We start from the raw sequence: 21758 nt of genomic DNA, 5'->3' as shown, positions 1-21758 counted from the left end.
CTCAGGAAGTCCGGGATCGCACCGCGCGGTCGCGCGCGGGCACCAGGTCCAACAACCCTCCGGGCTGCGACCTTCCCCGCAACTCTAGGCGCTCAGCGCAGCGCGGTCTGCGTCTCCGGCCGGTCGGCCAGCGCGAACGTCACCCCTGCGGCGGTGATCGTGACCAGACTCACCGCCAGCCAGGCCGCCATCCCCACCCCGAGCGCCAGCACGTGGGCCAGGACGAACGCCCCGACGTAGAGCCCGCCGAGGCCCAGGGCCACCGCCCAGCCGCGCCGCTGCACCCACAGCCGGGCCGCGGCGAGCCCGCCCGCGACGAAGACGGCGCCGCCCAGCGCGCGGATGCCGGTGCCCTGCGCGATGCCGAAGCCGGCCGCCAGCCCGGTGGCGACCAGGGCGGCCGAGGGGAAGCGGGTGCGGGCGCGGGTCAGCAGCGAGGTTGCCATGGCCGCCAGTCTGCCCCGGGACGGACGAGGGGCCCCGGACGGCGTCCGGGGCCCCTCGTACGCCCCCTGCAGGGGGTCCTTGCTCAGGCGGTGCGGAGCACGGCCTCGATCTCGAGCTCGACGCTGATCTTGTCGCCGACGACCACGCCGCCGCCGTCCATCGGCATGTCGATGTCGACGCCGAACGCCTTGCGGGAGATCTCGGTCTTGGCGCTGAAGCCGGCGCGGGTGCCGCCGTAGGCGTCCGGGCCGAAGCCGTTGAGCTCCAGCTCCAGGGTGACCGGCTTGGTGATGCCCTTGATGGTGAGGTCGCCCTCGACGGTCCAGTCGCCGCCGTCGGTGCTGACGCGGGTGGAGCGGAAGGTCATGACCGTGTGGTTGCCGACGTCGAAGAAGTCCGCGGAGCGGATGTGCGCGTCGCGCTGCTCCTGGCGGGTGTCGATCGAGTCCATGTCGATCGTGGCGGTGACGGTGGACCGGGTCGGGTCCTCGGCGGTGGTGATCTCGCCGGAGAACTCGCGGAAGTACCCGCGGACCTTGCTGACCATCATGTGGCGGACGGAGAAGCCCACGGTGGAGTGGGTGGGGTCGATGTCCCAGGTGCCGGCGACGTAGCCGGGGATCTGGACGGCGGCGGGCGAGCTCATGGTGACTCCTGTGTGGTTGAGCGTTTGACCTTCGTGCTGACCGTAGCGTAGTTGAGAGCTTGACTATTCCGCCAGTACCATCGGGAGCATGTCCTCCAGTGCCGCGCCGTCCGCGCAGCCCCCGGCTCCCGAGACCCCCCGCTGGCTGGACGCCGAGGAGCAGGCGGCCTGGCGCGCGTGGCTGTTCAGCGCCCAGCTGCTGCAGGACCGGCTCGACCGCGAGCTGACCCACGCCACCGGCATCTCGCACGCCTACTACGAGATCCTCGTCGCCCTCTCCGAGACGCCCGGCCGGGCCATGCGCATGAGCGAGCTGGCCGACCGCTGCCTGTCCTCCCGCAGCCGGCTCTCGCACGCGGTGTCGCGGCTGGAGGAGCGGGGCTGGGTGCGCCGCCAGGTCTGCGCCGAGGACGGCCGCGGCCAGCTCGCCGTCCTCACCGACGACGGCTTCGCGGCGCTCGCCGCGGCCGCGCCGGTCCACGTGGAGGGCGTCCGGCGGCACCTGTTCGACCAGTTGAGCCCCGAGCAGGTCGCCGCGATGCGCGACTTCGGCGAGACCCTGCTGGAGCACCTGCGGCGTCCCTGACGGCTCCGCGCCCACGGACCGTGCACGCGGCGTGGTGCGGGCGGCACGACCGGCACGGTCCGTGCACGCACGGTGGTCACGCGTGGGGCCGGGAACTCACCGGCCCGCTCCCCCGTCCAGCAGGCGTGCGCGCGCGGACGCTCCTCCTCTCCCTGGCCGGCGTCCTGTGCGCCTGCACGAGCACGGTGCCCGGGCAGGCCACGCCGCCCGGAGCCGGCGGCGCTGCGGGCCCCGGCGAGCTGGAGTTCACCCGCGACGGCGGCTGCGGGGAGGTGACGATCTGGGCGGCCACGGAGGAGGCCGACCGCGCCTTCCGGGTCACCGTCGACGTCTCCGACCGCTCCACCGTCGCCCCGACCACGTACGACGTCGACCTCCGCGACCCGACGGTGATCGCCCAGCTGCTCACCGGGTCGAACCTGACCGACAACTTCTGCACCGACGTCATCGACTCCGCCAGCCAGCCCACCGACGTCGCCGAGGTCACCACCGGCACCGGCGAGCTGGTCGTCGACCCGCCGGAGGGCGGCGAGGACTGCGTGCACGCCGAGCTGACGCTCACCGGGGTGGTGGCCTCCGACGGCACCCGCATCGGCGACATCACCATGGAGACCGACTTCGCCGGCTGCCACGTCGGGGGCTGACGGCCGGCCTCAGCCGAGCAGGGTCGGGTCCGCCCGCAGCTCGGCCCGCACGCTCGACTCCCACAGCCCCGGAAAGCCGCTGCCGTCACCGGCCCGCTTGCGGGCCAGCCACGCCTCGGGCACCGCGCTCGCCCCGCGGCCGCCGGCCGCGCGCACCATCCAGGCGCTGCGGCAGCGCTGCTCGAGCGACACCGCTCGCAGGTGCACCGCCGCCACCGTCGGGCCCAGGACGAAGACGCCGTGCCCGGCCAGCAGGGCCAGCTCGGCGTCCCCCATCGCCTCGACCGCGCGCCGGGCCGCGCCGGCGTCGTTGACCCCGCCCTCGTACTCGTCGACCAGCACCAGTTCCCCGCCGCCGCCCAGGCCGGAGCTCTGGTCGTAGACCGGCGGCACCTCGCGCAGGCCGGCCCAGGCCAGGCCGAAGCGCGGGTGGTTGTGCACGGCGACCCGCACGTCCGGGCGCAGCCGGTGCAGCTCCAGGTGCAGCGGAATGCCCAGCGGCACCGGCCAGTCGCCCTCGAGGACGTTGCCGTCGAGGTCGATGCGCAGCACGTCGCGGGCGCGGAACTCCTGCCAGGTCAGCAGCCACGGGTTGCACAGCAGCGTGCCGTCGCCCAGGGCGTAGGTGATGTGGCCGGCCAGGTGGTCGTCGTAGCCCTCCCGCCACAGCGTCCGCGCCAGCAGCACGATCTCCTCGGCCGGGGTGAGCTCCGGGACCAGCTTGTCGGCGGTGGGCACGAACGTCACGGCGGACCTCCTCGTCGGCGGGTGCCTGCGAGTCAGCCGGGCGGCCGCCGGGGGTGTCAAGGGCGGTGCTCGGTCCGCGGGAGGACGCGCGGGTCATCCCGCGGGTGGACGACGGCGCGCGGCGCCCTGCCTAGGGTCTGAGGAGATGGACTCCCCGCTCGAGCGCCTGGCCGCGTGGCTGCGCGCGCACCCCCTCGGCGTCGACGTCGGCATCGCCGGGCTGGTCTGGTTCGTCACCGTGCTGCTGCTCGCCGCCGGCTACTGGCCGGCCGAGGGCGCCAGCGTGGTCGTCGGCACCCTGCTGACCGTGCCGCTGATCTGGCGGCGCCGCGCTCCGGTGCCCGCGGCGGCCGCGGTCGTCGTCGCCGGGCTGGTCGAGCTGGTCACGGTGCCCCAGTTCCTCGCGGCCAACGTCGCCGCGCTGGTCATGGTGCACGCGCTGGCCGCCTACGCCCCGCGCTGGGCCAGCCGCGCGGGGCTGGTCACCGGCCTGGTCGGCGCCCTGCTGGCCGCCGTCCGCTACTACGACGTCGGCGGCTCCGGGGAGACCACCGTCCTCACCGCCGGCTCGATCGGCGTGGCCGTCGTGGCCGCGTGGGCGCTGGGCGACCTGCGCCGGGCCCGGCTGCAGCAGTTCGCCACCCTCGAGGACCGCGCCCGGCTGCTGGAGATCGAGCGGGACCAGGAGATGCGGCTGGCGGCCACCGCCGAGCGCGCCCGCATCGCGCGGGAGATGCACGACGTCGTCGCCCACTCCCTGTCGGTCGTCATCGCCCAGGCCGACGGCGGCCGGTACGCCGGCCGCACCGACCCGGCCGCGGCCACCGGCGCGCTGGAGGCGATCGCGGCCACCGGCCGGCAGGCGCTCACCGACATGCGCGCACTCCTCGGCGTGCTCCGCGAGGGCCCGGGCGAGGAGTACGCCCCGCAGCCGGACGTCGCGGCGATCCCCGCGCTCGTCGAGGACGTGCGGGCCAGCGGCCTGGACGTCGACCTGCTGGTCGAGGGCGAGCCGCGACCGCTGCCGGCCGGCCCGCAGCTGGCCGCCTACCGGATCGTGCAGGAGTCGCTGACCAACGTGCTCAAGCACGCCGGCCCGGCCAGCCGCGCGTGGGTGCGGCTGCACTGGCGCCCCGACGCCCTGGAGCTGTCGGTGCTGGACGACGGCCGCGGCGCCTCGGCCGCGCTGGTCGGCGCCGGCGCACCCGACGGCGGGCAGGGGTTGGTCGGCATGCACGAGCGGGCGCGGCTGCACGGCGGGCAGCTGTCGGCCGGGCCGCGCGGCGGCGGCGGGTTCGGCGTCCACGCCGTCCTCCCCTACCGGGGCAAGCGGTGATCCGGGTGGTGCTGGTCGACGACCAGCAGATGGTGCGCGCGGGCTTCCGCATGGTCATCGACTCCCAGCCCGACCTCACCGTGGTCGGCGAGGCCGGCACCGGCGACGAGGCGGTGCGGGTGCTGCGCCAGGTCGACGCCGACGTCGTCCTCATGGACGTCCGGATGCCCGGCACCGACGGCATCGAGGCCACCCGGCAGGTCACCGCGATGCCCGAGCCGCCGCGGGTGGTCGTGCTGACCACCTTCGACCTCGACGAGTACGTCGTCGCCGCGATCGGCGCCGGGGCCAGCGGCTTCCTGCTCAAGGACGCCCCGCCCGAGGAGATGCTCGCCGCGGTGCGCACCGTGCACGCCGGCGACTCGGTGATCGCGGCCAGCTCCACCCGGCGGCTGCTGCAGCACGTCGCGCCGATGCTGCGCGGCGCCCCGCCCGCCCCCGGCGGCACCGAGCCCTTGGAGCTGGGCGAGCTGACCCCGCGCGAGCGGGAGGTGCTCGTGCAGATGGCCTACGGGGCCACCAACGCCGAGATCGCCGCGCACTTCTTCGTCAGCGAGGCCACGGTGAAGACGCACGTCGGTCGGGTGCTGGCCAAGACCGGGTCGCGGGACCGCGTGCAGGCCGTCGTCCTGGCGTTCCGGACCGGGCTTGTGCAGCCGGCCGACCTGCTGCGCGACGCGGCGGGTACGACCCCGGGCTGACCTGCGGATCATCCCCCGCTCCGACGCGGGACGACGGCTCCGGACGGGAGCGTGAGGAGGTACCGCTCACCGAGCCCCGGAGGCCTCCTTGTCCGCACCCGTCCCCGTCATGACCGTCCCCGGCGAGCCGCCGTCCAGCGGCGCCGCCGTGCGCGCCACCGGCCTGACCAAGACCTACGGTCGCGGGGAGACCGCGGTGCACGCCCTGGCCGGTGTCGACGTCGCCTTCGACCGCGGCGCGTTCACCGCGATCATGGGGCCCTCGGGCTCCGGCAAGTCGACGCTCATGCACTGCCTGGCCGGGCTGGACGCCCCCACCGGCGGCCGGGTGCACCTCGGCGACACCGAGCTGACCAGCCTGCGCGACGACCAGCTGACCCGGCTGCGGCGCGAGCGGATCGGCTTCGTGTTCCAGTCGTTCAACCTGCTCCCGGTGCTCGACGCCCGGGAGAACATCGTCCTGCCGATGCAGCTGGCCGGCCGCCGGCCCGATCCCGCGTGGTTCGACGCGGTGATCGCCCGGCTGGGCCTGCGCGAGCGCCTGCGCCACCGCCCCTCGGAGCTGTCCGGCGGGCAGCAGCAGCGGGTCGCCGTCGCCCGGGCGCTGCTCCCCCGGCCCGACGTCGTCTTCGCCGACGAGCCCACCGGCAACCTCGACTCGCGCTCCGGCGCCGAGGTGCTGGACCTGCTGCGCAGCAGCGTGCGGGAGACCGGCCAGACCGTCGTCATGGTCACCCATGACCCGACGGCGGCGGCCTACGCCGACCGCGTGCTGCTGCTCGCCGACGGGCGGGTGGCCGGCGAGATCGCCGAGCCGACCGCCGCGGCCGTCGTGGACGCGCTCCGCGGACTGGGGGCCTGACCCCGTGCGACAGGTCACCCTGGCCGGCCTCCGGGCGCACGCCGCCCGGCTGGTCGCCTCGACGCTGGCGATCGTCATCGCGGTCGGCTTCGTCGTGGCCACCATCGTCCTCAGCGACACCTCCCGCGACACGCTGCTCGAGGCGGCCGGCGCGCCGTACGTCGCCACCGACCTGGTCGTCACCTCCGACGACGGCGAGTACCTCGACCCGGACGCGGTGGCCGGCCTGCCGGGGGTCGCGGCGGTGGCCCCCAGCCTCGAGACGTCGGTGCAGGCGGCGCTGCCCGGCCGCACCGGCACCCAGTACCTGATGGTCACCTCGGTCGCCGCGGACCCCGAGCTGCGCTGGCAGCAGCTGGCCGACGGCGCGCTGCCCGACCGGACCGGCGAGGTCGCGGTCAGCGAGCGGACCGACGCCGAGGTCGGCGACCGACTGCCGGTGACCGCCTACCTGCCCGACGGCGGCGAGACGACCGCCGAGGTCACCGTGGTGGGCGTCGTCGACCTCCGCGGCGACCCCACCGCGGGGCTCTTCGGGCGGGCCTTCGTCACCGACGAGCAGGCCCTCGCCTGGGGCGCCGGCGGCGCGACCGAGCTGCGGGTGGCCGCGGCCCCGGGCACCGACCCCGGGCAGCTGGCCGCCACCGTGCGCGACGCCCTGACCGGGGCGGTCACCGTGCGCACCGGGGAGGAGCAGGCCGAGCGGCTCGCCGCCGAGCTGACCGGCGACACCCTGGTGCTGACCACGATCCTGCTGGTGTTCGGCACCGTGGCCCTGCTGGTCGCCGGGCTGGTCATCGCCAACACCTTCGCCGTGCTGCTCGCCCAGCGGACCCGCGACCTTGCGCTGCTGCGCTGCGTCGGGGCCACCGCCCGGCAGGTGCGGCGCAGCGTGCTCGCCGAGGCCGCGCTCACCGGCCTGGCCGCCTCGGCCCTCGGCGTGGGCGCCGGCATCGGGCTGGCCGCGATCGTCTCCGGGCTGGTCGGCGAGGACTCGCCGGTGCCGCTGTCGGGCATCTCGGTGTCGCTGCTCGCCGTCCTCCTGGGGCTGGGCATCGGCACGCTGACCACCGTGGTGGCCGCGCTGGCCCCGGCGCGGGCGGCCACCCGCGTGGCACCGCTGGCCGCGCTGCGGCCGATGGACCCCGCCCCCCTGCGCTCGCGCGGCGGCATCGCGCGGCTGGTCGCCGGGCTGGTGCTCGTCGTCCCCGGCGTGGCGCTGATGCTCCTCGGCGTGGCCCTCGGCGACGTCCTGGTGGCGCTGCCCGGCGGGGCGGCCAGCTTCCTCGGCGTCGTCCTGCTCGCCCAGCGGGCGGTGCCCCCGGTCGTCGCGTTGGCCGGCCGGCTGGCCGGTCGCGGAGTGCCGGCCCGGCTGGCCGCCGGCAACGCCACCCGCAATCCCCGGCGGACGGCGGCCACGGCCACGGCGCTGCTCATCGGGGTCACGCTGACCACCGCCATGGTGGTCGGGGCGGCCACCACCCGCTCGACCGCGCAGGCCGGCCTGGCCGCGCAGTACCCGACCGACGTGGTCGTGTACGGCAACACCGAGGACGGCGTCCCGGCGACGCTGCTCGACCGGCTGACCGCCGTGGACGGCGTGGAGGCCGGCGTCGGGCTGACCGGCGGCATCCTGACCGGGCCGGACGGCACCGACACGTGGAGCCAGGGCGTCGACCCGCGGGCCGCGGCGCCGGTGCTGCGCTCCACCGACGACCTCCCGCTGCCCGCCGACGGCACCGCCGTCCTCCCGTGGTGGACGGTGTCGGCGTGGGGCGTCGAGGAGGGCGACCAGGTGACCCTCGAGGGGCCCGGCGGCTCCCGCACCCTCACCGCGCGGCTGGGCGACACCGACTACCCCCTGCTCACCACCGCCGACCTCACGGCCCTGGCGCCCGACGCCTACGTCGACACGTTCTGGCTCCGGCTGGCCGACGGCGCCGACCAGACCGAGGTCGTCGACGCGCTGACCGACCGGGTGGGCGAGGCACTGCCCACGGCCCTCGTCTCCGGGCTGGCCAGCGAGCGGGCCGCGCTGGACTCGGTGCTGGACGTGCTCCTGCTGGTGGTCACCGGCCTGCTCGCGGTCGCGGTGCTGATCGCGCTGATCGGCGTGGGCAACACCCTGGCGCTGTCGGTCGTGGAGCGGCGCCAGGAGAACGGCCTCCTGCGGGCCCTGGGGCTGACCCGCGGGCAGCTGCGCGGGCTGCTGGCCTGGGAGGCGGTGCTGGTGGCCGGGGTGGCCGCGGTGCTCGGCGTCGTGCTCGGCGGCGGCTACGGGCTGGCCGGCGCCGCGTCGGTGCTGGGTGACGTCGGCGAGGTGCAGCTGACCGTGCCGTGGCTGCAGGTGGCCGCGATCGTCGTGGTCGCCACCGCGGCGGGGCTGCTGGCCTCGGTGCTGCCGGCCCGCCGGGCGGCGCGCACACCGCCGGTGGCCGCCATCGCCGCCTGAGTGGAGTGGGAGGGACGCGGATTCCGCGCCCTCCCACTCCGCTCAGCGGGGCGGGGGAAGGGAGCGGCAGTCCGCGGCGAGGACGGCGCGCAGCAGGTCGGGGCGGTCGGTGACCACCCCGTCGACCCCGGCCGCGACGACGGCGCGCATGGTCGCCGGGTCGTCGACGGTCCACACCTGCACCCGCAGGCCGAGCGCGTGCGCCTGGCCGACCAACCGGCTCTCGGCGAACGGGACGTAGCCCGGCGTCCCGGCCGCGCCGTCGAGGGGGAAGCCGTGCGGAACGGCGATCCCGTCGAGGTGCAGGGCGGCGACCGCGGCGACGACGTCCCCGCCGAAGGCGTCGACGTCCAGACCGGCCAGCCACGGCGACCGCCCCGGCCGGCCGAGCTCCAGCTGGTCCGGCCCGGAGAACAGCGCGGTGAGGGCCAGCCGGGGCTCGACGGCGCGCACCTGCAGCAGCGCGCTCCAGTCGAACGAGGAGATCGCGACCCGGCCGACCAGGCCCGCCCGCCGCACCTCGGCCACGACCAGCGGCACCAGCCGGTCGCGCAGCGCCGGCTCGGCCGGGGTGACCTTGAGCTCGACGTCGACCGTGACCTCGCCGGCCCCGGGCGCGCGCACCAGGTCGAGGACCTCTCCGAGCAGCGGCAGCCCCGCCGGCGACGACGGCGGCCCGCACGCCACGGTGCGCACCTGCGCGAGCGTGAGCTCCGACAGCCGGCGCGGTCCGGGCACGTAGGGGAACTCCGGGTCGCCGGGCACGGCGGGGCGGGTGTCGCGGCAGCTCGCGGGGGCGAGGTCGCCGTCGTGGCCGACCACCACCTGCCCGTCCTCGGTGACGTGGACGTCGAGCTCGAGGGTGCTCACGCCGAGGGCCAGCGCCCCGCGGAAGGCGGTCAGGGAGTTCTCCGGCCACAGGTCGGCGCCCCCGCGGTGGGCGACCACCGCGACCGGGGGCAGCGGCACCAGCGGCGTCGGCTGGGCGGCGGCCGCCCGGCGGGCCGCGCCCGGTCCGACGTCGGAGACCAGCGTGACCAGCAGCGCGACGGCGACGACGGCGACCGACCAGGCGGATCTGCGCAACGCGGCACCTTCCGCGGGCCCCGGCCGGCCGGCCGGAGGGGGCGCTAACCCTCCCAGACCTCGCGGACCTCGGACAGGGCCTCGCGCGCCTGGCGTCGGCCGGCCTCGGCGGCCGGCCGCCGGGCCGCGGGGTCGAGCACGTTCGCGCCGATCGCCCGGCGGCTGTCCGCATCGGGGGCGACGACGGCGACGCGGGCCACCATCCCGGTGACCTGCGCGTCGACGCTGGCCATCGGCCCGACCCCGCGCGGGATCGGCGCCAGCACGACCAGCCGCTCGCAGCCGTCGGCGAGGTCGGCGTTGGCCGCCGACCGCATGCCGCCGTCGACGTACCGGCGGCCGTCGATCGTCACCGGCGGGTACACCCCCGGGACGGCGCAGCTCGCCGCGACCGCGGAGACCAGCGGCACCCCCGACTCCCGGTCGAGGGCGCGGAACTCCCCGGTCTCCGCGTCGACGACGGTGACCACCAGCCGCCGCTCCGGCCACTCCGTGCTGACCAGCCGGGAGCCGATGACCTCCAGGCGCTCGGCCTCCGGCGGGGTCAGCCCGGCCCGCTCGGCGGCCAGCGCAAGCGCGCCCACCCGGCGGCGGAACTCCTGGTCGCGCCCGCGGCTGCGCAGCATGGCCCATCCGTAGCGCGCCAGCGCCGCGCGCGTCATCCGGGCCACCTTCTCGGCGGCCGGCGGCTCCAGCTGACGGGCGTAGAGCTCCTCCAGGTCGGCGCCGCTGGTGATCTGGGCGCCCACCACCGAGCCGGCCGAGGTGCCCACCACGAGGTCGGCGGGAGTGAGGTCGACGCCGGCCTCGGCCAGGCCGGCCAGCATGCCGATCTCCCAGGCGATGCCGGTGATGCCCCCGCCGCCGAGGACGAGGGCCGTGCGGGGTGCGCTCATCGGGTCATCCTCACAGAGCGCGCACACTCGACACGGGACTGTGACCTGAGCCACGCTGGTCGGGCCCCGACCGGCGCCGAGAGGGACCCGCATGACCGCGACGCAGGACGCCTCCACCACCGCGATCCGCAGCTGGCCGCCGGGCCTGCCGCGGTCGCTGGACTACCCGCTGGTGCCGGTCGGCTCGATCCTGCGGGCGGCCGTGCGGCGCTGGGGCGACCGCACCGCGTTCCTCGACGCCGACGTGCCGCTGACCTACACCGAGCTGGGCCGGCGGGCGCACGCGGTCGCCGGCTGGCTGGCCGACGCCGGCATCGGCCGCGGCGACGTCGTCGCGGTGCACGCGCCGAACTGCCGCCAGTACCCGCCGCTGTACTACGGGGTGCTGCTGGCCGGCGCCACGTTCTCCCCCACCAACCCGCTGCTGCCCGCCGAGGAGCTGGCCGCCCAGCTCACCGACGCCGGCGCCCGGGTGCTCATCACCTGGGAGCAGGTGCTGCCGCTGGTGCGGGACGCGCTGGCGCGCACGCCGGTGGAGACCGTCGTCGTGACCGGGCCGGCGCACGTGCTCGACCTCGACGCCCGGCTGCAGCTCGCCGACGGCGACGTCGACGCCGCCGACCTGCTGGGCGCCGACCCCACCGACCGGCACCTCGACGACGCCGTCGACCCGGCCACCGACCTCGCCCACCTCGCCTACACCGGCGGCACCACCGGGGTGAGCAAGGGCGTGGAGCTGCCGCACCGGTGCGTCGTCACCAACGTGCTGCAGTCGGCCTGCTGGACCTCGGGGTCGGTGCCCGAGCTCGACGCGGCGGGCGACGTGACGCTGCGCCAGGTGGTGGGCCCGGAGGAGTACCCGGTGCGGCTGGGCGAGGCGCGGGTGGTGAACCTGACGCCCTGGTTCCACGCCATGGGCGCGATCGGCTACCTCAACGGCCTGGTCATGGGCGGGACGACCACCGTGATCCACATGCGCTTCGATCCCGAGCGCTACCTCGCCGACGCCGTCCGGCACCGGGTCACCAGCCTCGGCGGCGCACCCCCGGTGTTCGCCGCCCTCCTGCAGCTGCCCGGGATCGCCGAGGCCGACCTGTCCAGCGTGCGGGGCGTCGCCAGCGGCGCGGCACCGCTGCCGGTGCCGGTGATCGAGCGGCTGCAGGCGCTGGTGCCGGACGCCGTCATCGGCGAGGGCTACGGGCTGACCGAGGTGACCATGCAGGCCACCGGCAACCCGACGTTCCGCTCCGGCACCCGCAAGGCCGGCACCGTGGGGGTGCCGGTGTTCGACACCGAGATCACCATCCGGCCGCTGGGCGGCGGACCGGCGCTGCCGCCCGGCGAGCGGGGCGAGGTGTGCATCCGGGGGCCGCAGGTCATGCGTGGCTACGCGCACCGGCCGGAGGCCACGGCGGAGGCGATCGACGCCGAGGGCTGGTTCCACACCGGCGACGTCGGCGTGCTCGACGAGGACGGCTACCTCGCGATCGTCGACCGCACCAAGGACATGCTGCTGCACAAGGGCTACAACGTCTTCCCGCGGGAGCTGGAGGAGATCCTGTTCGGGGTGCCGGGCGTCGCCGGGGCCGCCGTCGTCGGCCGGCCCGACGAGCTGGCCGGCGAGCTGCCGGTGGCCTACGTCGTCCGCGCGGCCGGGGACGACGGCGCGGCGCTGACCGCGGAGTCGGTGATGGCCGCGGTGAACGGGCGGGTGACGCCGTACAAGCGGCTGCGCGACGTCGTCTTCGTCGACGCGATCCCGGTGTCGGCGGCCGGCAAGGTGCTCAAGCGCGAGCTGGCCGCCCGGGAGCGGGCCGGGCTGCCGGAGGCCTGACCGGGCGGCCGCCCTCCCCCGGAAGGGTGCGGCGCCACGCCGCGGGCCGGTGCGCTCACTATCGTCCGCGACGTGAAGCAGCACCGCGGAGACGCCGACGACCCCCACACCGGGGTGATGCTGGCGCACATCGAGGAGTCACCGGCCCGCCAGGTGCGGCGGCGGGTGGCCCTGGCCGCCTTCTTCCTCGGCCTCACCGTGCTCATCGTCTGGCTGGACCGGGACGCCTACCGGGACGGCGACGAGATCGGCATCTCCCTGCTCGACGCCGTCTACTACTCGACGGTCACCCTCTCGACCACCGGCTACGGCGACATCACGCCGCTGACCGACGGCGCGCGGCTGGTGAACATCCTGTTCATCACCCCGCTGCGCATCATGTTCCTGATCGTCCTCATCGGAACCACCCTCGAGGCGCTGACCGCGCGCTCGCGGGAGGAGTTCCGCATCCGCCGGTGGAGGTCCCACGTGCGCCAGCACGTCATCGTCTGCGGCTACGGCACCAAGGGCCGCAGCGCCATCCGCGCGCTGCGCGCCAACGGCACGCCGCCCGAGCAGATCGTCGTCGTCGACACCGACGCCCGGCTGGTCGACGAGGCGACGACGACCGGGCTGACCGGCGTGGTCGGCGACGCCGGCCGCCGCGAGGTGCTCAAGCGCGCCGCCGTCGAGCGCGCGCGGGCGGTGATCGTCGCGGCCAACCGGGACGACGCCGCGGTGCTCATCACGCTCACCGTGCGCCAGCTCAACGCGACCGTGCCGATCACCACCAGCGTGCGCGAGGAGGAGAACGCCAACCTGCTGCGCCAGTCCGGGGCCGACACGGTCATCACCACCTCGGCGACCTCCGGCCGGCTGCTGGGCCTGTCGACCGACCACCCGCGGGTGGTCAACGTGGTCGAGGACCTCGTCACCGGCGGGCAGGGCCTGGACCTCCACCAGCGCACGGTGAGCTCCGGCGAGGTGGGGCTGGGGCCGCGTCAGCTGCGCGACATCGTGCTGTCGGTGACCCGCGGCGGGCGCACGCTGCGCTTCGACGACCCGCTGATCGGCACGCTGCAGGCCGAGGACGAGCTGGTGGTCGTGCGCGCGCACTGACCCGCCGATGAGTTCGCGGCCGCCCGCGGGTCCGACCACCATGGGACGGGCACCGGACCGCGGGCTGATCGCGGCAGCAGTCGAGCCGCACGTCGAGTCGGGGGCGGTGCCCGGCCTGGTGTGGGCGGTGGCCCGCGGGGACGACGTCGCCGTCGGCTGCGCCGGGCTGCTGGACCCCGCCACCGGGACGCCGGTGCGCCGCGACTCGCTGTTCCGCATCTCCTCGATGACCAAGCCGGTCACCGCCGTCGCCGCGCTGGTGCTGGCCGAGGAGGGCCGGCTCGGGCTCGACGACCCGGTCGACGAGCTGCTGCCCGAGCTGGCCGGCCGCCGGGTGCTCGCCGCGCCGGACGGCCCGCTCGACGACACCGTGCCCGCCGAGCGCCCGCTCACCCCGCGCGACCTGCTCACCTCCACCATGGGGCTGGGCGCGGACATGACCGGCGCGCCGCAGCCGGCGATGGCGCGGTTGGCCGAGCTGGGCCTGCCGATGGGCCCGCCCGCGCCGGCCGCGATGCCGCCGCCCGGGGAGTACCTGCGGCTGCTCGGCCAGGTGCCGCTGGAGCACCAGCCGGGCCGGCGCTGGCTGTACCACCTCTCCCTCGACGTGCTCGGCGTGCTCGTCGGCCGCGCGGGCGGCGGGCCGTTCGACGAGGTGCTCGACGCGCGGGTGCTGCGCCCGCTGGGCATGCGGGACACCGGCTTCTGGGTGCCCGCCGCCGACCGGCCCCGCTTCGGCCCGAGCTGCTGGACCGATAACGGCACCGGGCAGCGGCAGGTCTACGACCCGGCCGACGGCCAGTGGGCGGCCCGGCCGGCGTTCCCCGGCGGTGGCGCCGGGCTGGTGTCGACCGTCGACGACCTGCTGGCCTTCGGCCGGATGCTGCGCCGCGGCGGCGACGGGCTGCTGTCGCAGGCCGCGGTGGCGGCGATGACCACCGACCAGCTGCCGCCGTCGGCGGCGGTCGACCCCACCGGCGCCACCGGCTGGGGCTTCGGCCTGGGCGTGCAGCGGCGCGACGACCCGCCGCTGCGGGCCGGCGCCTACGGCTGGGACGGCGGCATGGGCACCGTCTGGCGGAACGACCCGGGCCTGGACATGACCGCCGTGCTGCTGACCAACGAGCTGTGGAGCTCGCCGGAGCCGCCCCCGGTGGTGGGCGACTTCCTGCGCGCGGCCTACGCCTCGGTGGGCGGCTGACGCAGCACGTAGGTGCGGGTCGTCTCGCCGCGCCCGCGCAGCTCCACCTCCGCGCCGGGCGCCCAGCGCGACGCCTCGCCGCCGCCGGCGCTGCGCACGGTCGGCTCGCTGGTGACGATCCGGCCGGGGTGCTCCTTGGCCAGCTCGGTGAGCCGGGCCGCCTCGTTCACCGGATCGCCGATGACCGTGTACTCCAGCCGGCTGGCCGCGCCCACCTGGCCGGCCCAGACCCGCCCGCAGGCCACCCCGATGCCGACGTCGACCTCGCCGGCACGGCGCACCTCGGCGCCGATCCGCCGCGCCGCCCGGAGCGCGGCGCCGGAGGGGTCGGCGTGCTCGGCCGGCGCACCGAAGACGCACAGCGCGGCGTCGCCCTCGAACTTGTTGACCAGGCCGCCCTCGGCCTCGATCGCGTCGACGACGACGGCGAAGAACCGGTTGAGCAGGCCGACCATGTCCTCCGGACCGGTGCGGCGGACCAGCGAGGTGGAGCCGGCGATGTCGACGAACAGCGCGGCGACGGTGCGCAGCTCCCCGCCCAGCGAGACGCCGTCGGACAGCGCGCGCTGGGCGACGGTCGTCCCGACGTGCCGGCCGAACAGGTCGCGCAGCCGCTCCCGCTCGGCCAGCCCCGCGGCCATGGTGTTCAGCCCCTCCTGGAGCAGGCCGATCTCGCCGCCGTCGTCGACGACCACGCGCGCGTCGTAGTCGCCCTCGCCGACCCGCTGCACGGCCTGGCGCAGGTCGCGCAGCGGCTGGCCGACGGCGCGGGCGGTGAGCAGCGTGGCCAGGCCGCCGACCAGCACGGCGACCACGGTGAGGAAGACGACGGGCACCGGCCCGGGCCCGCCCGGATTGCTGGGGTCGAGGAACAGCAGGACGACGCCGACCATCGGCACGCCGCTGGTCAGCCCCCAGGTGAGCAACAGGCGCGGGCGCACGCCGAGGGTCAGCCGGCCGGTCGGCGGATGGGCGGCCAGCGCGCGGGCGGTCACCCCGCGGGCGGCTCGGGCGACCAGCAGGTAGGTGACGCCGGCGGTGGCGATGCCGCCGAGCAGCACCGCGACCGCGATCCGGATGCCGACCCGCGCGTCGGGGAACGACGCCGCGGCGACGACGCCGACCAGCACCGCGCCCACCAGCCAGACCAGCCCGGCGGTGACCGCGGTGTCCACCGGCAGCCGCAGGGTGCGCGCGGCCTCCTCGCGGGTGGGCTCGCGCCCGGCCTGCAGCCACGCCTGGGTGGTGCGCTGGCGGCCCAGCCCCACGCCGATGCCGATCGGCAGCCCGACGGCCAGGTAGGCCAGCGCGGTGAGCAGCACGGGGGTGCGGCCGTCGTCGCCGGCGCCGTCGTCGACACCGACCAGCAGCATGGTGACCGTCGCGACGCCGACCAGGTTGGCGACGACCACCAGCAGCACGATCAGCGGAACGGCGATCCGCCCGGTCGGCGCCCACGCGAGGACGGCGTCGGCGCGCTGCACGACGTCCGCCGTCCGGCGGGCACGGGAGGTCACGCGCTCATGATCGCCGAGCCGGGTCGCCGACGCCGTCCCGCTCCCCCGACGGGAGGACGTCCCTGCCCCCGGGACGACGGTGCCGGCACCGCCCGCACCGTGCCAGGGTGGGCCCGTGTTCGCGGTGCCCGACGGGCTGGTGGCGGTGGTCAAGCGCGACTGCCCCACCTGCGTGCTGGTCGAGCCGGTGCTCCGGCGGCTGGCCGCGAGCGGCCCGCTGACCGTGTACAGCCAGGACGACCCCGGGTTCCCCGCCGGGATCGCCGTGGTCGACGACCGCGAGCTGGAGGCCAGCTGGCGCCTGGGCATCGAGACGGTGCCCACCCTGCTGCGGATCGAGGGCGGCCGGGAGACCGGCCGGCTGGCCGGCTGGCTGCGCGACGCGTGGGCGGCGTTCACCGGCGTCGACGACCTCGGCGCGGACCTGCCCGAGCACCGGCCGGGCTGCGGCTCGCGCAGCGTCGAGTGGGGTGTCGAGGAGCAGCTGGCCCGCCGGTTCGGCGGGCGCGTGCTGACCAGCCGGCGGGTGGAGCTCGCCGACCTCGAGGACGAGGTCGAGGCGATGTACGACCGCGGCTGGACCGACGGGCTGCCCACGGTGCCGCCGACCGAGGAGCGGGTGCTGCGGATGCTCGCCGGCACCTCGCGCGCGCCCGGCGAGGTGGTCGCCGTCGTCCCGCCGGACCTGGTCGAGTGCACGGTGGAGAAGGTGGCCGTCAACGCCGTCCTCGCCGGCTGCCGGCCGGAGTACCTGCCGGTGGTGCTGGCCGCGGTCGAGGCGGCGTGCACCGACGCGTTCGCCCTGCACGGCGTCCTGGCGACGACGTACTTCGCCGGCCCGATGCTGGTCGTCAACGGGCCGGTGACCCGCCGGCTGCGGATGAACTCCGGCATCAACGCGCTGGGCCAGGGCAACCGGGCCAACGCGACGATCGGCCGGGCGCTGCAGCTGGTGGTGCGCAACGTCGGCGGCGGCCGGCCCGGCGGCGTGGACCGCGCGACGCTGGGCAGCCCGGCCAAGTACACGTTCTGCATCGCCGAGGCCGAGGACGGCCTCTCCCCCTTCGCCCCGCTGGCCGCCTCCCGGGGAGTGCCCGGGTCGGCGGTGACCGTCTTCGCCGCCGCGGGCTTCACCCCCGTGCTGGACCAGAGCAGCCGGACGCCGGAGCCGCTGGCCGCCACCCTGGCGCGGACGCTGGCCCAGCTGCCGCCGGGGGTGGACGCGCTGGTGGTGGTCAGCCCCGAGCACGGCCGGGTGTTCCGCGAGGCCGGCTGGGACCGGGCGCGGCTGGTGGCCGAGCTGGCGGCACTGGCCCCGCGGCCGCGCGAACCGCTGCTCACCTACGCCGGCGGCCCGGCCGGGATGATGTCGGCGGTCATCAGCAGCTGGGTGGCCGGGCCCACCGGCAGCGTCCCCGTCACCGTGCCGATCGAGGAGCCCTGATGGCCCGCGTCCTGCTCGACCCCACCTCCGAGCGGCAGCCCGCGCAGCGGACGCTGACCGCGCGCCCCGCGTCGCTCGACGGACTCACCGTGGGGCTGCTCGACATCTCCAAGACCCGCGGCGACGTGGTCGTCGACGAGCTGGAGCGGCTGCTGGCGGCCGACGGCGTGCGCACCCTGCGCTACCGCAAGCCGACCTTCGCCCGGCCGGCTCCGGTGGACCTGCGGCACGAGATCGCCACGCGGTGCGAGGTGGTCATCGAGGCACTGGCCGACTAGGGCTCGTGCACGTCGTGCAGTGTGCACGACATCGCCGATCTGGAGGGTCGTGGCGTGGTGGGGGTGTTCCTCGCCTCGAGCGAGTTCGCCGACGCCGCGACCACCCAGTCGCGGGCGCTGGGCCTGGCGGTGCCGCACGTGCTCGTGCCGCATCCGATCCAGGACCGGACCGACGAGGAGCTGCGGCAGCTGGCCCGCGACGCGTACGCCGCGGTGCTGGCCGCGGTCACCGCCGGCTGACCTCGGGGATCGGCTCGAGCAGGCGCGTCCGGGGCGTCCCGGCCAGCGCGGGTGAGCTGTCTCGGGAGGCCCACACCGTCGTCTCGAGGAAGGTGAGGAACCGCTGCGCCTGATCCCGGGTCGGGAAGTCGAGATCGACGACGACGTAGCGGTCGTCGTCGACCGGGTGGTTCACCCGCTCGCCGCAGACGCCGCCCTGTCGGCGGCGCTCGGCGAACCTGTCGAAGGCGGCCTTCCAGGTGGGGAGGTCGCTGATCGGGTGCTCGATGTGCAGGGTGATCATGGCCGCGACGCTAGGAGCGAGGCGGCGGCGGGCCCATCCCAGAAGTCTGGGGTCTCGGGGCGACGGGGCGCCCGGCGGTGCCGCGGCGTCCGTAGCCTGACGCCGTGGCCGGGTCCACGGCGGCGCGGGAGCGAGTCGAACGGATCTGCGCGGCGGGTGCCGACGCACGCACGGTGCGCCTGCGGCTGCTGGCCGAGTTCCGCCGCGCGGTCGGGTTCGACGCCTACGCCTGGGTGCTCACCGACCCGGAGACGCGGGTGGGCTGCGCGCCGCTGGCCGACGTGCCGTGCCTGCCCGAGCTGCCGCGCCTGATCCGGCTGCGGTACCTGACCCGGCTGAACCGCTGGACCACCCTGGTCGACCAGCCGGTCGCGCTGCTCACCGAGGCCACCGACGGCGACCTCGGACGGAGCCCGCTGTGGAGCGAGCTGCTGTGCCGGTACGACGTCGCGGACGTCGCCTCGGTGGTGTTCCGCGACGGCTTCGGCTGCTGGGCGTTCCTGGAGCTGTGGCGTACCGGCGGGCACCCCTTCGACCGGCAGCACGCGCAGTTCCTGCGGACCATCGCCCCGACCGTCACCGTGGCCCTCCGGCGCGGCCAGGCGCACACCTTCGAGGCGGCCTCGCCCTCCGACCACCTGGCCGGTCCCCTGGTCCTGCTGCTGGCGCCGGACCTGCGGGCGGTGCGGCTGACGCCCGGCACGCAGGACGCGCTCCGGCTGCTGGTGCCCCGCGACGACGAGGGGCCGCCGGTTCCGGCCGGCGCCTACAACGTCGCCGCGCAGTTGCTGGCGGTCGAGGCGGGAGTCGACACCTCGCCGCCGTGGGCGCGGGTCCACCTGGCCGGGAACCGCTGGCTGACCCTGCGGGCGGCCAGGCTCGAGGGCGACGCGCCACGCGAGGAGCGCGACATCGCCGTCACCATCGACGAGTCGAGCGCCTCCGAGCGGCTGTCGCTGTTCGCCCGCTGCACGGGGCTCAGCGCCCGGGAGGCCGAGCTGCTCGCCCACCTGGCCACCGGCGCCGACACCCGCGACGTGGCCGCACGGATGTGCCTGTCCGCGCACACCGTGCAGGACCACCTCAAGTCGGTGTTCGACAAGACGGGCACCCGCAGCCGCCGGACGCTGCTGGCACGCGCCCTCGGCACCTGACACCGGCGCGTTCCGATCGCGGGGCCGACGCCGGTCGGCGATCCCTGCCGCGGTCTCCGCGGGCCGAGGGTGTACCCCGGCGTCCTCGTGCTCTGCCCCCACCTGTGGGCAGAGCACGAGGACGCCGGGAGGTGGGTGGTCCCCCCGGACCTCAGCCGATGAGCTCGGCGGACCAGTCCGCCATGCGCCCGGCCTCGAGCACCAGGTCGGCGGCGGTGGTGTGCCACCCCGCCACCAGGAGCAGCGGCCACGCGCGCTCGGAGTCCCCGGAGGCCGTCGCGGCCGACATCCCCGCCTGGGCGATGGCCCGGCACGCCGTCTCGTTCATGCCGGGGAGATCGGCAGGAAGGGCGCCGCGCTCGATCCGGGGAGGCGCGGCTCACCCCCGGGGGTGAGGTGGACGCCGGTTCAGCGGGCGGCGGCCGCCGAGCGCACGTAGGGCGCCACCGGGCTGAACCGGAAGGACACCGGCAGGGCGCGCACCAGCGGCGTCTCCCCGGTCACGACCAGCCGCCGGTCACGGATCGCCGCGCCGTACTCCATCGCGCCCTCCCAGACCTGGTAGAGCGTGCCGAGGTCGGCGTCGACGGTGACGTCGACGTCGAAACCCGGGTCGGTGAAGCACAGCGAGACGTCGTCCTGCTGCAGGACCAGCCAGAAGTGCCGGCGCCGGCCCTCCCGGAACCGCACGTGCACCACCACCCGCTCGCGGTCGCCGAACGCGGCCGGGTCGATGCCGCCGCGCAGCCACCACATGAGCACCGTGGCGTCGAGCTCGTCGGCGCGCGGCTCGCCGAACGCCCACCGGGCACCCCACTCGGCCAGCCCGAACACCACCGGCCGCAGGTCCAGCGCGGCCTGGGTGGGCAGGTAGCGGCCGTCGACGTGTTCCACCAGGCCGGCCCGCACCAGGTGGTCCAGCCGCTTGGCCAGCAGCCCGCGGGACAGCCGCGGCAGCCCCCGGGCCAGCTCGTTGAACCGCTCGGCGCCCACCAGCAGGTCACGGACGACGAGCAGCGTCCACCGGTCGCCCAGCAGCTCCAGCGACCGCGTGATCGGGCAGTACTGGCCGTAGGTCGGCATGCCGGGGATGCTCGCAGCGGTTCAGAACGAGGACTAGTGCCCGAGGTCCACGGTCGCGACCGTCGACGGCATGACGACGACCCTCTCCCCCGCCCCTCCGTCCACCGCCGACGACCGCTTCTGCGCCCTCGCCGCCGAGATCGGCCGCACCGCCCGCGAGCACGACGCCGCGCACGACCGCGACGCCACCTTCGTGGTCGAGGCCTACCGCGCCATGGCCGACAGCGGCTACCTCGCCATGGCCGTGCCCCGCGAGCTCGGCGGCTCCGGCGCCACGATCCGCCAGGTGGTCTGCGCGCAGTACGAGCTGGCCCGCTGGTCCGGCTCCGCGGCGCTGGCCTCGGCCATGCACCTGTACCTCACGCTGCTGCAGCGGTTCCGCCGCGACGCCGGCGCGGCCGACGCCGAGGCGGTGCTCACCCGCGTCGCCGACGAGGGCATCGTGCTGGCCACCAGCGGCGGCTCGGACTGGGTGTGCCCCACCACGACCGCCACGCCGGTGGACGGCGGCTTCCTGTTCACCGGCCGCAAGGGCTTCGTGTCGCAGGCGCCGGTGGCCACGGTGCTGTCCACCTCGGCGGTGCTCGGCGAGCCCGGGCCGGGCGCCGAGGTGCTGCACGCCGGCGTCCCGATGAGCAGCCCGGGCGTCACGGTCGACGAGACCTGGGACACCCTGGGCATGCGCGGCACCGCCAGCCACGACGTCGTCCTCGCCGACGTCTTCGTGCCGGCGGCGAAGGTGGCCGGCCGCCGCCCGTACGGGCAGCTCGCCGGGCCGCTGCTGCTGGCCGCCACCTACTTCGCGCCCGTGGTGTCCGGGGTGTACCTCGGCGTCGCGCAGGGCGCCTACGACGAGGCGCTGCGGCTCACCGCCGCCCGGGCCGAGGTCGCACCGGCCGCGGTCCGCCAGCTCGGCGAGATGCGCGCCCGGCTGCGGGTGGCCCGCTGGGCGGTGCTGGGCGCGGTCGACGAGGCCGGCCCGGCGCCGGGGCCCGACCACGCCGTGCTGGCCACCCTCATGACCGCCAAGCGCGCCGCGGTGCTGGAGGCGGTCGCGGTCACCGACCTCGCCCTGCAGGTGGTGGGCGGGCCGGCGTTCGCCCGGCGGTCGCCGCTGGAGCGCGCCTACCGCGACGTGCGCGGCGGCCCGTTCCACCCGCTGACCCCGGAGGTCACGCTGCAGACGGTCGGCGAGGCGGCCCTGCGGGAGGCCCGCGGCTGAC

At 76.3% G+C, this 21758-nt stretch carries 21 protein-coding genes and 1 pseudogene; 13 read left to right on the top strand and 9 right to left on the bottom strand.

Going from position 1 to position 21758, the window contains the following annotated elements; all coding sequences use genetic code 11:
• Nucleotides 1–92 precede the first annotated feature (92 nt).
• Entirely contained in the window at nt 93–446 is a 354-nt protein-coding gene (locus tag ACI79R_RS16505; RefSeq protein ID WP_456574731.1) for a hypothetical protein, read from the bottom strand.
• 83 nt (nt 447–529) lie between these two features.
• Nucleotides 530–1093: a YceI family protein gene (locus ACI79R_RS16500; protein ID WP_456574730.1), complete on the bottom strand. Its 564-nt coding sequence runs from the start codon at nt 1091–1093 to the stop codon at nt 530–532.
• Nucleotides 1094–1181: 88 nt separating this feature from the next.
• Between ACI79R_RS16500 and ACI79R_RS16495 the strand changes: the two genes are divergently transcribed.
• Both ACI79R_RS16495 and ACI79R_RS16490 read left to right on the top strand, forming a co-directional pair.
• Nucleotides 1182–1679: a MarR family winged helix-turn-helix transcriptional regulator gene (locus ACI79R_RS16495; protein ID WP_456574729.1), complete on the top strand. Its 498-nt coding sequence runs from the start codon at nt 1182–1184 to the stop codon at nt 1677–1679.
• A gap of 125 nt (nt 1680–1804) precedes the next feature.
• Complete coding sequence (locus tag ACI79R_RS16490; RefSeq protein WP_456574728.1) at nt 1805–2323, top strand: hypothetical protein; 519 nt, start codon at nt 1805–1807, stop codon at nt 2321–2323.
• Nucleotides 2324–2332: 9 nt separating this feature from the next.
• Here the strand turns inward: ACI79R_RS16490 and ACI79R_RS16485 are convergent, their stop codons facing one another.
• Complete coding sequence (locus ACI79R_RS16485) at nt 2333–3070, bottom strand: class II aldolase/adducin family protein (RefSeq protein WP_456574727.1); 738 nt, start codon at nt 3068–3070, stop codon at nt 2333–2335.
• 145 nt (nt 3071–3215) lie between these two features.
• Between ACI79R_RS16485 and ACI79R_RS16480 the strand changes: the two genes are divergently transcribed.
• From ACI79R_RS16480 to ACI79R_RS16465, 4 genes are all read left to right on the top strand, one after another.
• On the top strand, nt 3216–4406 hold the full coding sequence (locus ACI79R_RS16480) for a sensor histidine kinase (protein ID WP_456574726.1): 1191 nt from the start codon (nt 3216–3218) through the stop codon (nt 4404–4406).
• The gene (locus tag ACI79R_RS16475; protein WP_456574725.1) at nt 4403–5107 is read left to right on the top strand and encodes a response regulator; all 705 of its coding nucleotides are present in this window, start codon (nt 4403–4405) and stop codon (nt 5105–5107) included. Before ACI79R_RS16480 ends, ACI79R_RS16475 begins: the two co-directional genes overlap by 4 nt.
• 88 nt (nt 5108–5195) lie before the next feature.
• Complete coding sequence (locus ACI79R_RS16470; protein WP_456574724.1) at nt 5196–5969, top strand: ABC transporter ATP-binding protein; 774 nt, start codon at nt 5196–5198, stop codon at nt 5967–5969.
• A 4-nt stretch (nt 5970–5973) separates the two neighbouring features.
• The gene (locus tag ACI79R_RS16465; protein WP_456574723.1) at nt 5974–8421 is read left to right on the top strand and encodes an ABC transporter permease; all 2448 of its coding nucleotides are present in this window, start codon (nt 5974–5976) and stop codon (nt 8419–8421) included.
• A 42-nt stretch (nt 8422–8463) separates the two neighbouring features.
• Here ACI79R_RS16465 and ACI79R_RS16460 read toward each other — a convergent pair whose 3' ends face one another.
• The gene (locus ACI79R_RS16460; RefSeq protein ID WP_456574722.1) at nt 8464–9507 is read right to left on the bottom strand and encodes a glycerophosphodiester phosphodiesterase; all 1044 of its coding nucleotides are present in this window, start codon (nt 9505–9507) and stop codon (nt 8464–8466) included.
• 44 nt (nt 9508–9551) lie between these two features.
• Nucleotides 9552–10403, bottom strand: coding sequence for a patatin-like phospholipase family protein (locus tag ACI79R_RS16455; protein ID WP_456574721.1), 852 nt, complete (start codon nt 10401–10403; stop codon nt 9552–9554).
• Between the two features lie 91 nt (nt 10404–10494).
• Here ACI79R_RS16455 and ACI79R_RS16450 point away from each other — a divergent pair, with 91 nt between their 5' ends.
• From ACI79R_RS16450 to ACI79R_RS16440, 3 genes are all read left to right on the top strand, one after another.
• A complete protein-coding gene (locus ACI79R_RS16450; protein ID WP_456574720.1) occupies nt 10495–12237 on the top strand; it encodes a class I adenylate-forming enzyme family protein in 1743 nt (580 codons plus the stop codon).
• Between the two features lie 72 nt (nt 12238–12309).
• Entirely contained in the window at nt 12310–13335 is a 1026-nt protein-coding gene (locus ACI79R_RS16445) for a potassium channel family protein (protein ID WP_456574719.1), read from the top strand.
• A 40-nt stretch (nt 13336–13375) separates the two neighbouring features.
• Nucleotides 13376–14536: a serine hydrolase domain-containing protein gene (locus ACI79R_RS16440; RefSeq protein WP_456574718.1), complete on the top strand. Its 1161-nt coding sequence runs from the start codon at nt 13376–13378 to the stop codon at nt 14534–14536.
• Here ACI79R_RS16440 and ACI79R_RS16435 read toward each other — a convergent pair.
• On the bottom strand, nt 14515–16053 hold the full coding sequence (locus tag ACI79R_RS16435) for an adenylate/guanylate cyclase domain-containing protein (RefSeq protein ID WP_456574717.1): 1539 nt from the start codon (nt 16051–16053) through the stop codon (nt 14515–14517). The genes ACI79R_RS16440 and ACI79R_RS16435 overlap by 22 nt on opposite strands.
• A gap of 115 nt (nt 16054–16168) precedes the next feature.
• Between ACI79R_RS16435 and ACI79R_RS16430 the strand changes: the two genes are divergently transcribed.
• Entirely contained in the window at nt 16169–17497 is a 1329-nt protein-coding gene (locus ACI79R_RS16430) for a thioredoxin family protein (RefSeq protein WP_456574716.1), read from the top strand.
• Nucleotides 17497–18015 (top strand): annotated as a pseudogene (locus ACI79R_RS16425) (UGSC family (seleno)protein). Before ACI79R_RS16430 ends, ACI79R_RS16425 begins: the two are co-directional and overlap by 1 nt.
• Here ACI79R_RS16425 and ACI79R_RS16420 read toward each other — a convergent pair.
• Nucleotides 18002–18298: a hypothetical protein gene (locus tag ACI79R_RS16420; RefSeq protein ID WP_456574715.1), complete on the bottom strand. Its 297-nt coding sequence runs from the start codon at nt 18296–18298 to the stop codon at nt 18002–18004. The pseudogene ACI79R_RS16425 and the gene ACI79R_RS16420 overlap by 14 nt on opposite strands.
• 104 nt (nt 18299–18402) lie before the next feature.
• On the opposite strand from ACI79R_RS16420, the gene ACI79R_RS16415 reads away from it, so the two are divergent.
• Nucleotides 18403–19452 carry a helix-turn-helix transcriptional regulator gene (locus ACI79R_RS16415; protein WP_456574714.1) on the top strand — a complete coding sequence of 350 codons (1050 nt, stop codon included), beginning with the start codon at nt 18403–18405 and terminating at the stop codon, nt 19450–19452.
• A gap of 151 nt (nt 19453–19603) precedes the next feature.
• Here ACI79R_RS16415 and ACI79R_RS16410 read toward each other — a convergent pair whose 3' ends face one another.
• Nucleotides 19604–19780 carry a hypothetical protein gene (locus ACI79R_RS16410; RefSeq protein ID WP_456574713.1) on the bottom strand — a complete coding sequence of 59 codons (177 nt, stop codon included), beginning with the start codon at nt 19778–19780 and terminating at the stop codon, nt 19604–19606.
• 80 nt (nt 19781–19860) lie between these two features.
• Nucleotides 19861–20535 carry a winged helix-turn-helix transcriptional regulator gene (locus tag ACI79R_RS16405; protein ID WP_456574712.1) on the bottom strand — a complete coding sequence of 225 codons (675 nt, stop codon included), beginning with the start codon at nt 20533–20535 and terminating at the stop codon, nt 19861–19863.
• Nucleotides 20536–20605: 70 nt separating this feature from the next.
• On the opposite strand from ACI79R_RS16405, the gene ACI79R_RS16400 reads away from it, so the two are divergent.
• Complete coding sequence (locus ACI79R_RS16400; RefSeq protein ID WP_456574711.1) at nt 20606–21757, top strand: acyl-CoA dehydrogenase family protein; 1152 nt, start codon at nt 20606–20608, stop codon at nt 21755–21757.
• The last annotated feature ends 1 nt before the right edge of the window (nt 21758 follow it).

It is taken from the genome of Blastococcus sp. SYSU D00820 (assembly GCF_054050695.1).
The sequence above is the reverse complement of the archived record's forward strand: the minus strand, read 5'-3'. Positions and strand labels throughout refer to the sequence as shown.

Excerpts from the sequence above, each read along its gene's own strand:
- ACI79R_RS16440 (WP_456574718.1), top strand. The coding sequence starts at position 13,376 with ATGGGACGGGCACCGGACCGCGGGCTGATCGCGGCAGCAGTCGAGCCG.
- ACI79R_RS16450 (WP_456574720.1), top strand. The coding sequence starts at position 10,495 with ATGACCGCGACGCAGGACGCCTCCACCACCGCGATCCGCAGCTGGCCG.
- ACI79R_RS16405 (WP_456574712.1), bottom strand. The coding sequence starts at position 20,535 with ATGCCGACCTACGGCCAGTACTGCCCGATCACGCGGTCGCTGGAGCTG.
- ACI79R_RS16420 (WP_456574715.1), bottom strand. The coding sequence starts at position 18,298 with ATGATCACCCTGCACATCGAGCACCCGATCAGCGACCTCCCCACCTGG.
- ACI79R_RS16400 (WP_456574711.1), top strand. The coding sequence starts at position 20,606 with ATGACGACGACCCTCTCCCCCGCCCCTCCGTCCACCGCCGACGACCGC.
- ACI79R_RS16455 (WP_456574721.1), bottom strand. The coding sequence starts at position 10,403 with ATGAGCGCACCCCGCACGGCCCTCGTCCTCGGCGGCGGGGGCATCACC.
- ACI79R_RS16410 (WP_456574713.1), bottom strand. The coding sequence starts at position 19,780 with ATGAACGAGACGGCGTGCCGGGCCATCGCCCAGGCGGGGATGTCGGCC.
- ACI79R_RS16480 (WP_456574726.1), top strand. The coding sequence starts at position 3,216 with ATGGACTCCCCGCTCGAGCGCCTGGCCGCGTGGCTGCGCGCGCACCCC.
- ACI79R_RS16500 (WP_456574730.1), bottom strand. The coding sequence starts at position 1,093 with ATGAGCTCGCCCGCCGCCGTCCAGATCCCCGGCTACGTCGCCGGCACC.
- ACI79R_RS16505 (WP_456574731.1), bottom strand. The coding sequence starts at position 446 with ATGGCAACCTCGCTGCTGACCCGCGCCCGCACCCGCTTCCCCTCGGCC.
- ACI79R_RS16495 (WP_456574729.1), top strand. The coding sequence starts at position 1,182 with ATGTCCTCCAGTGCCGCGCCGTCCGCGCAGCCCCCGGCTCCCGAGACC.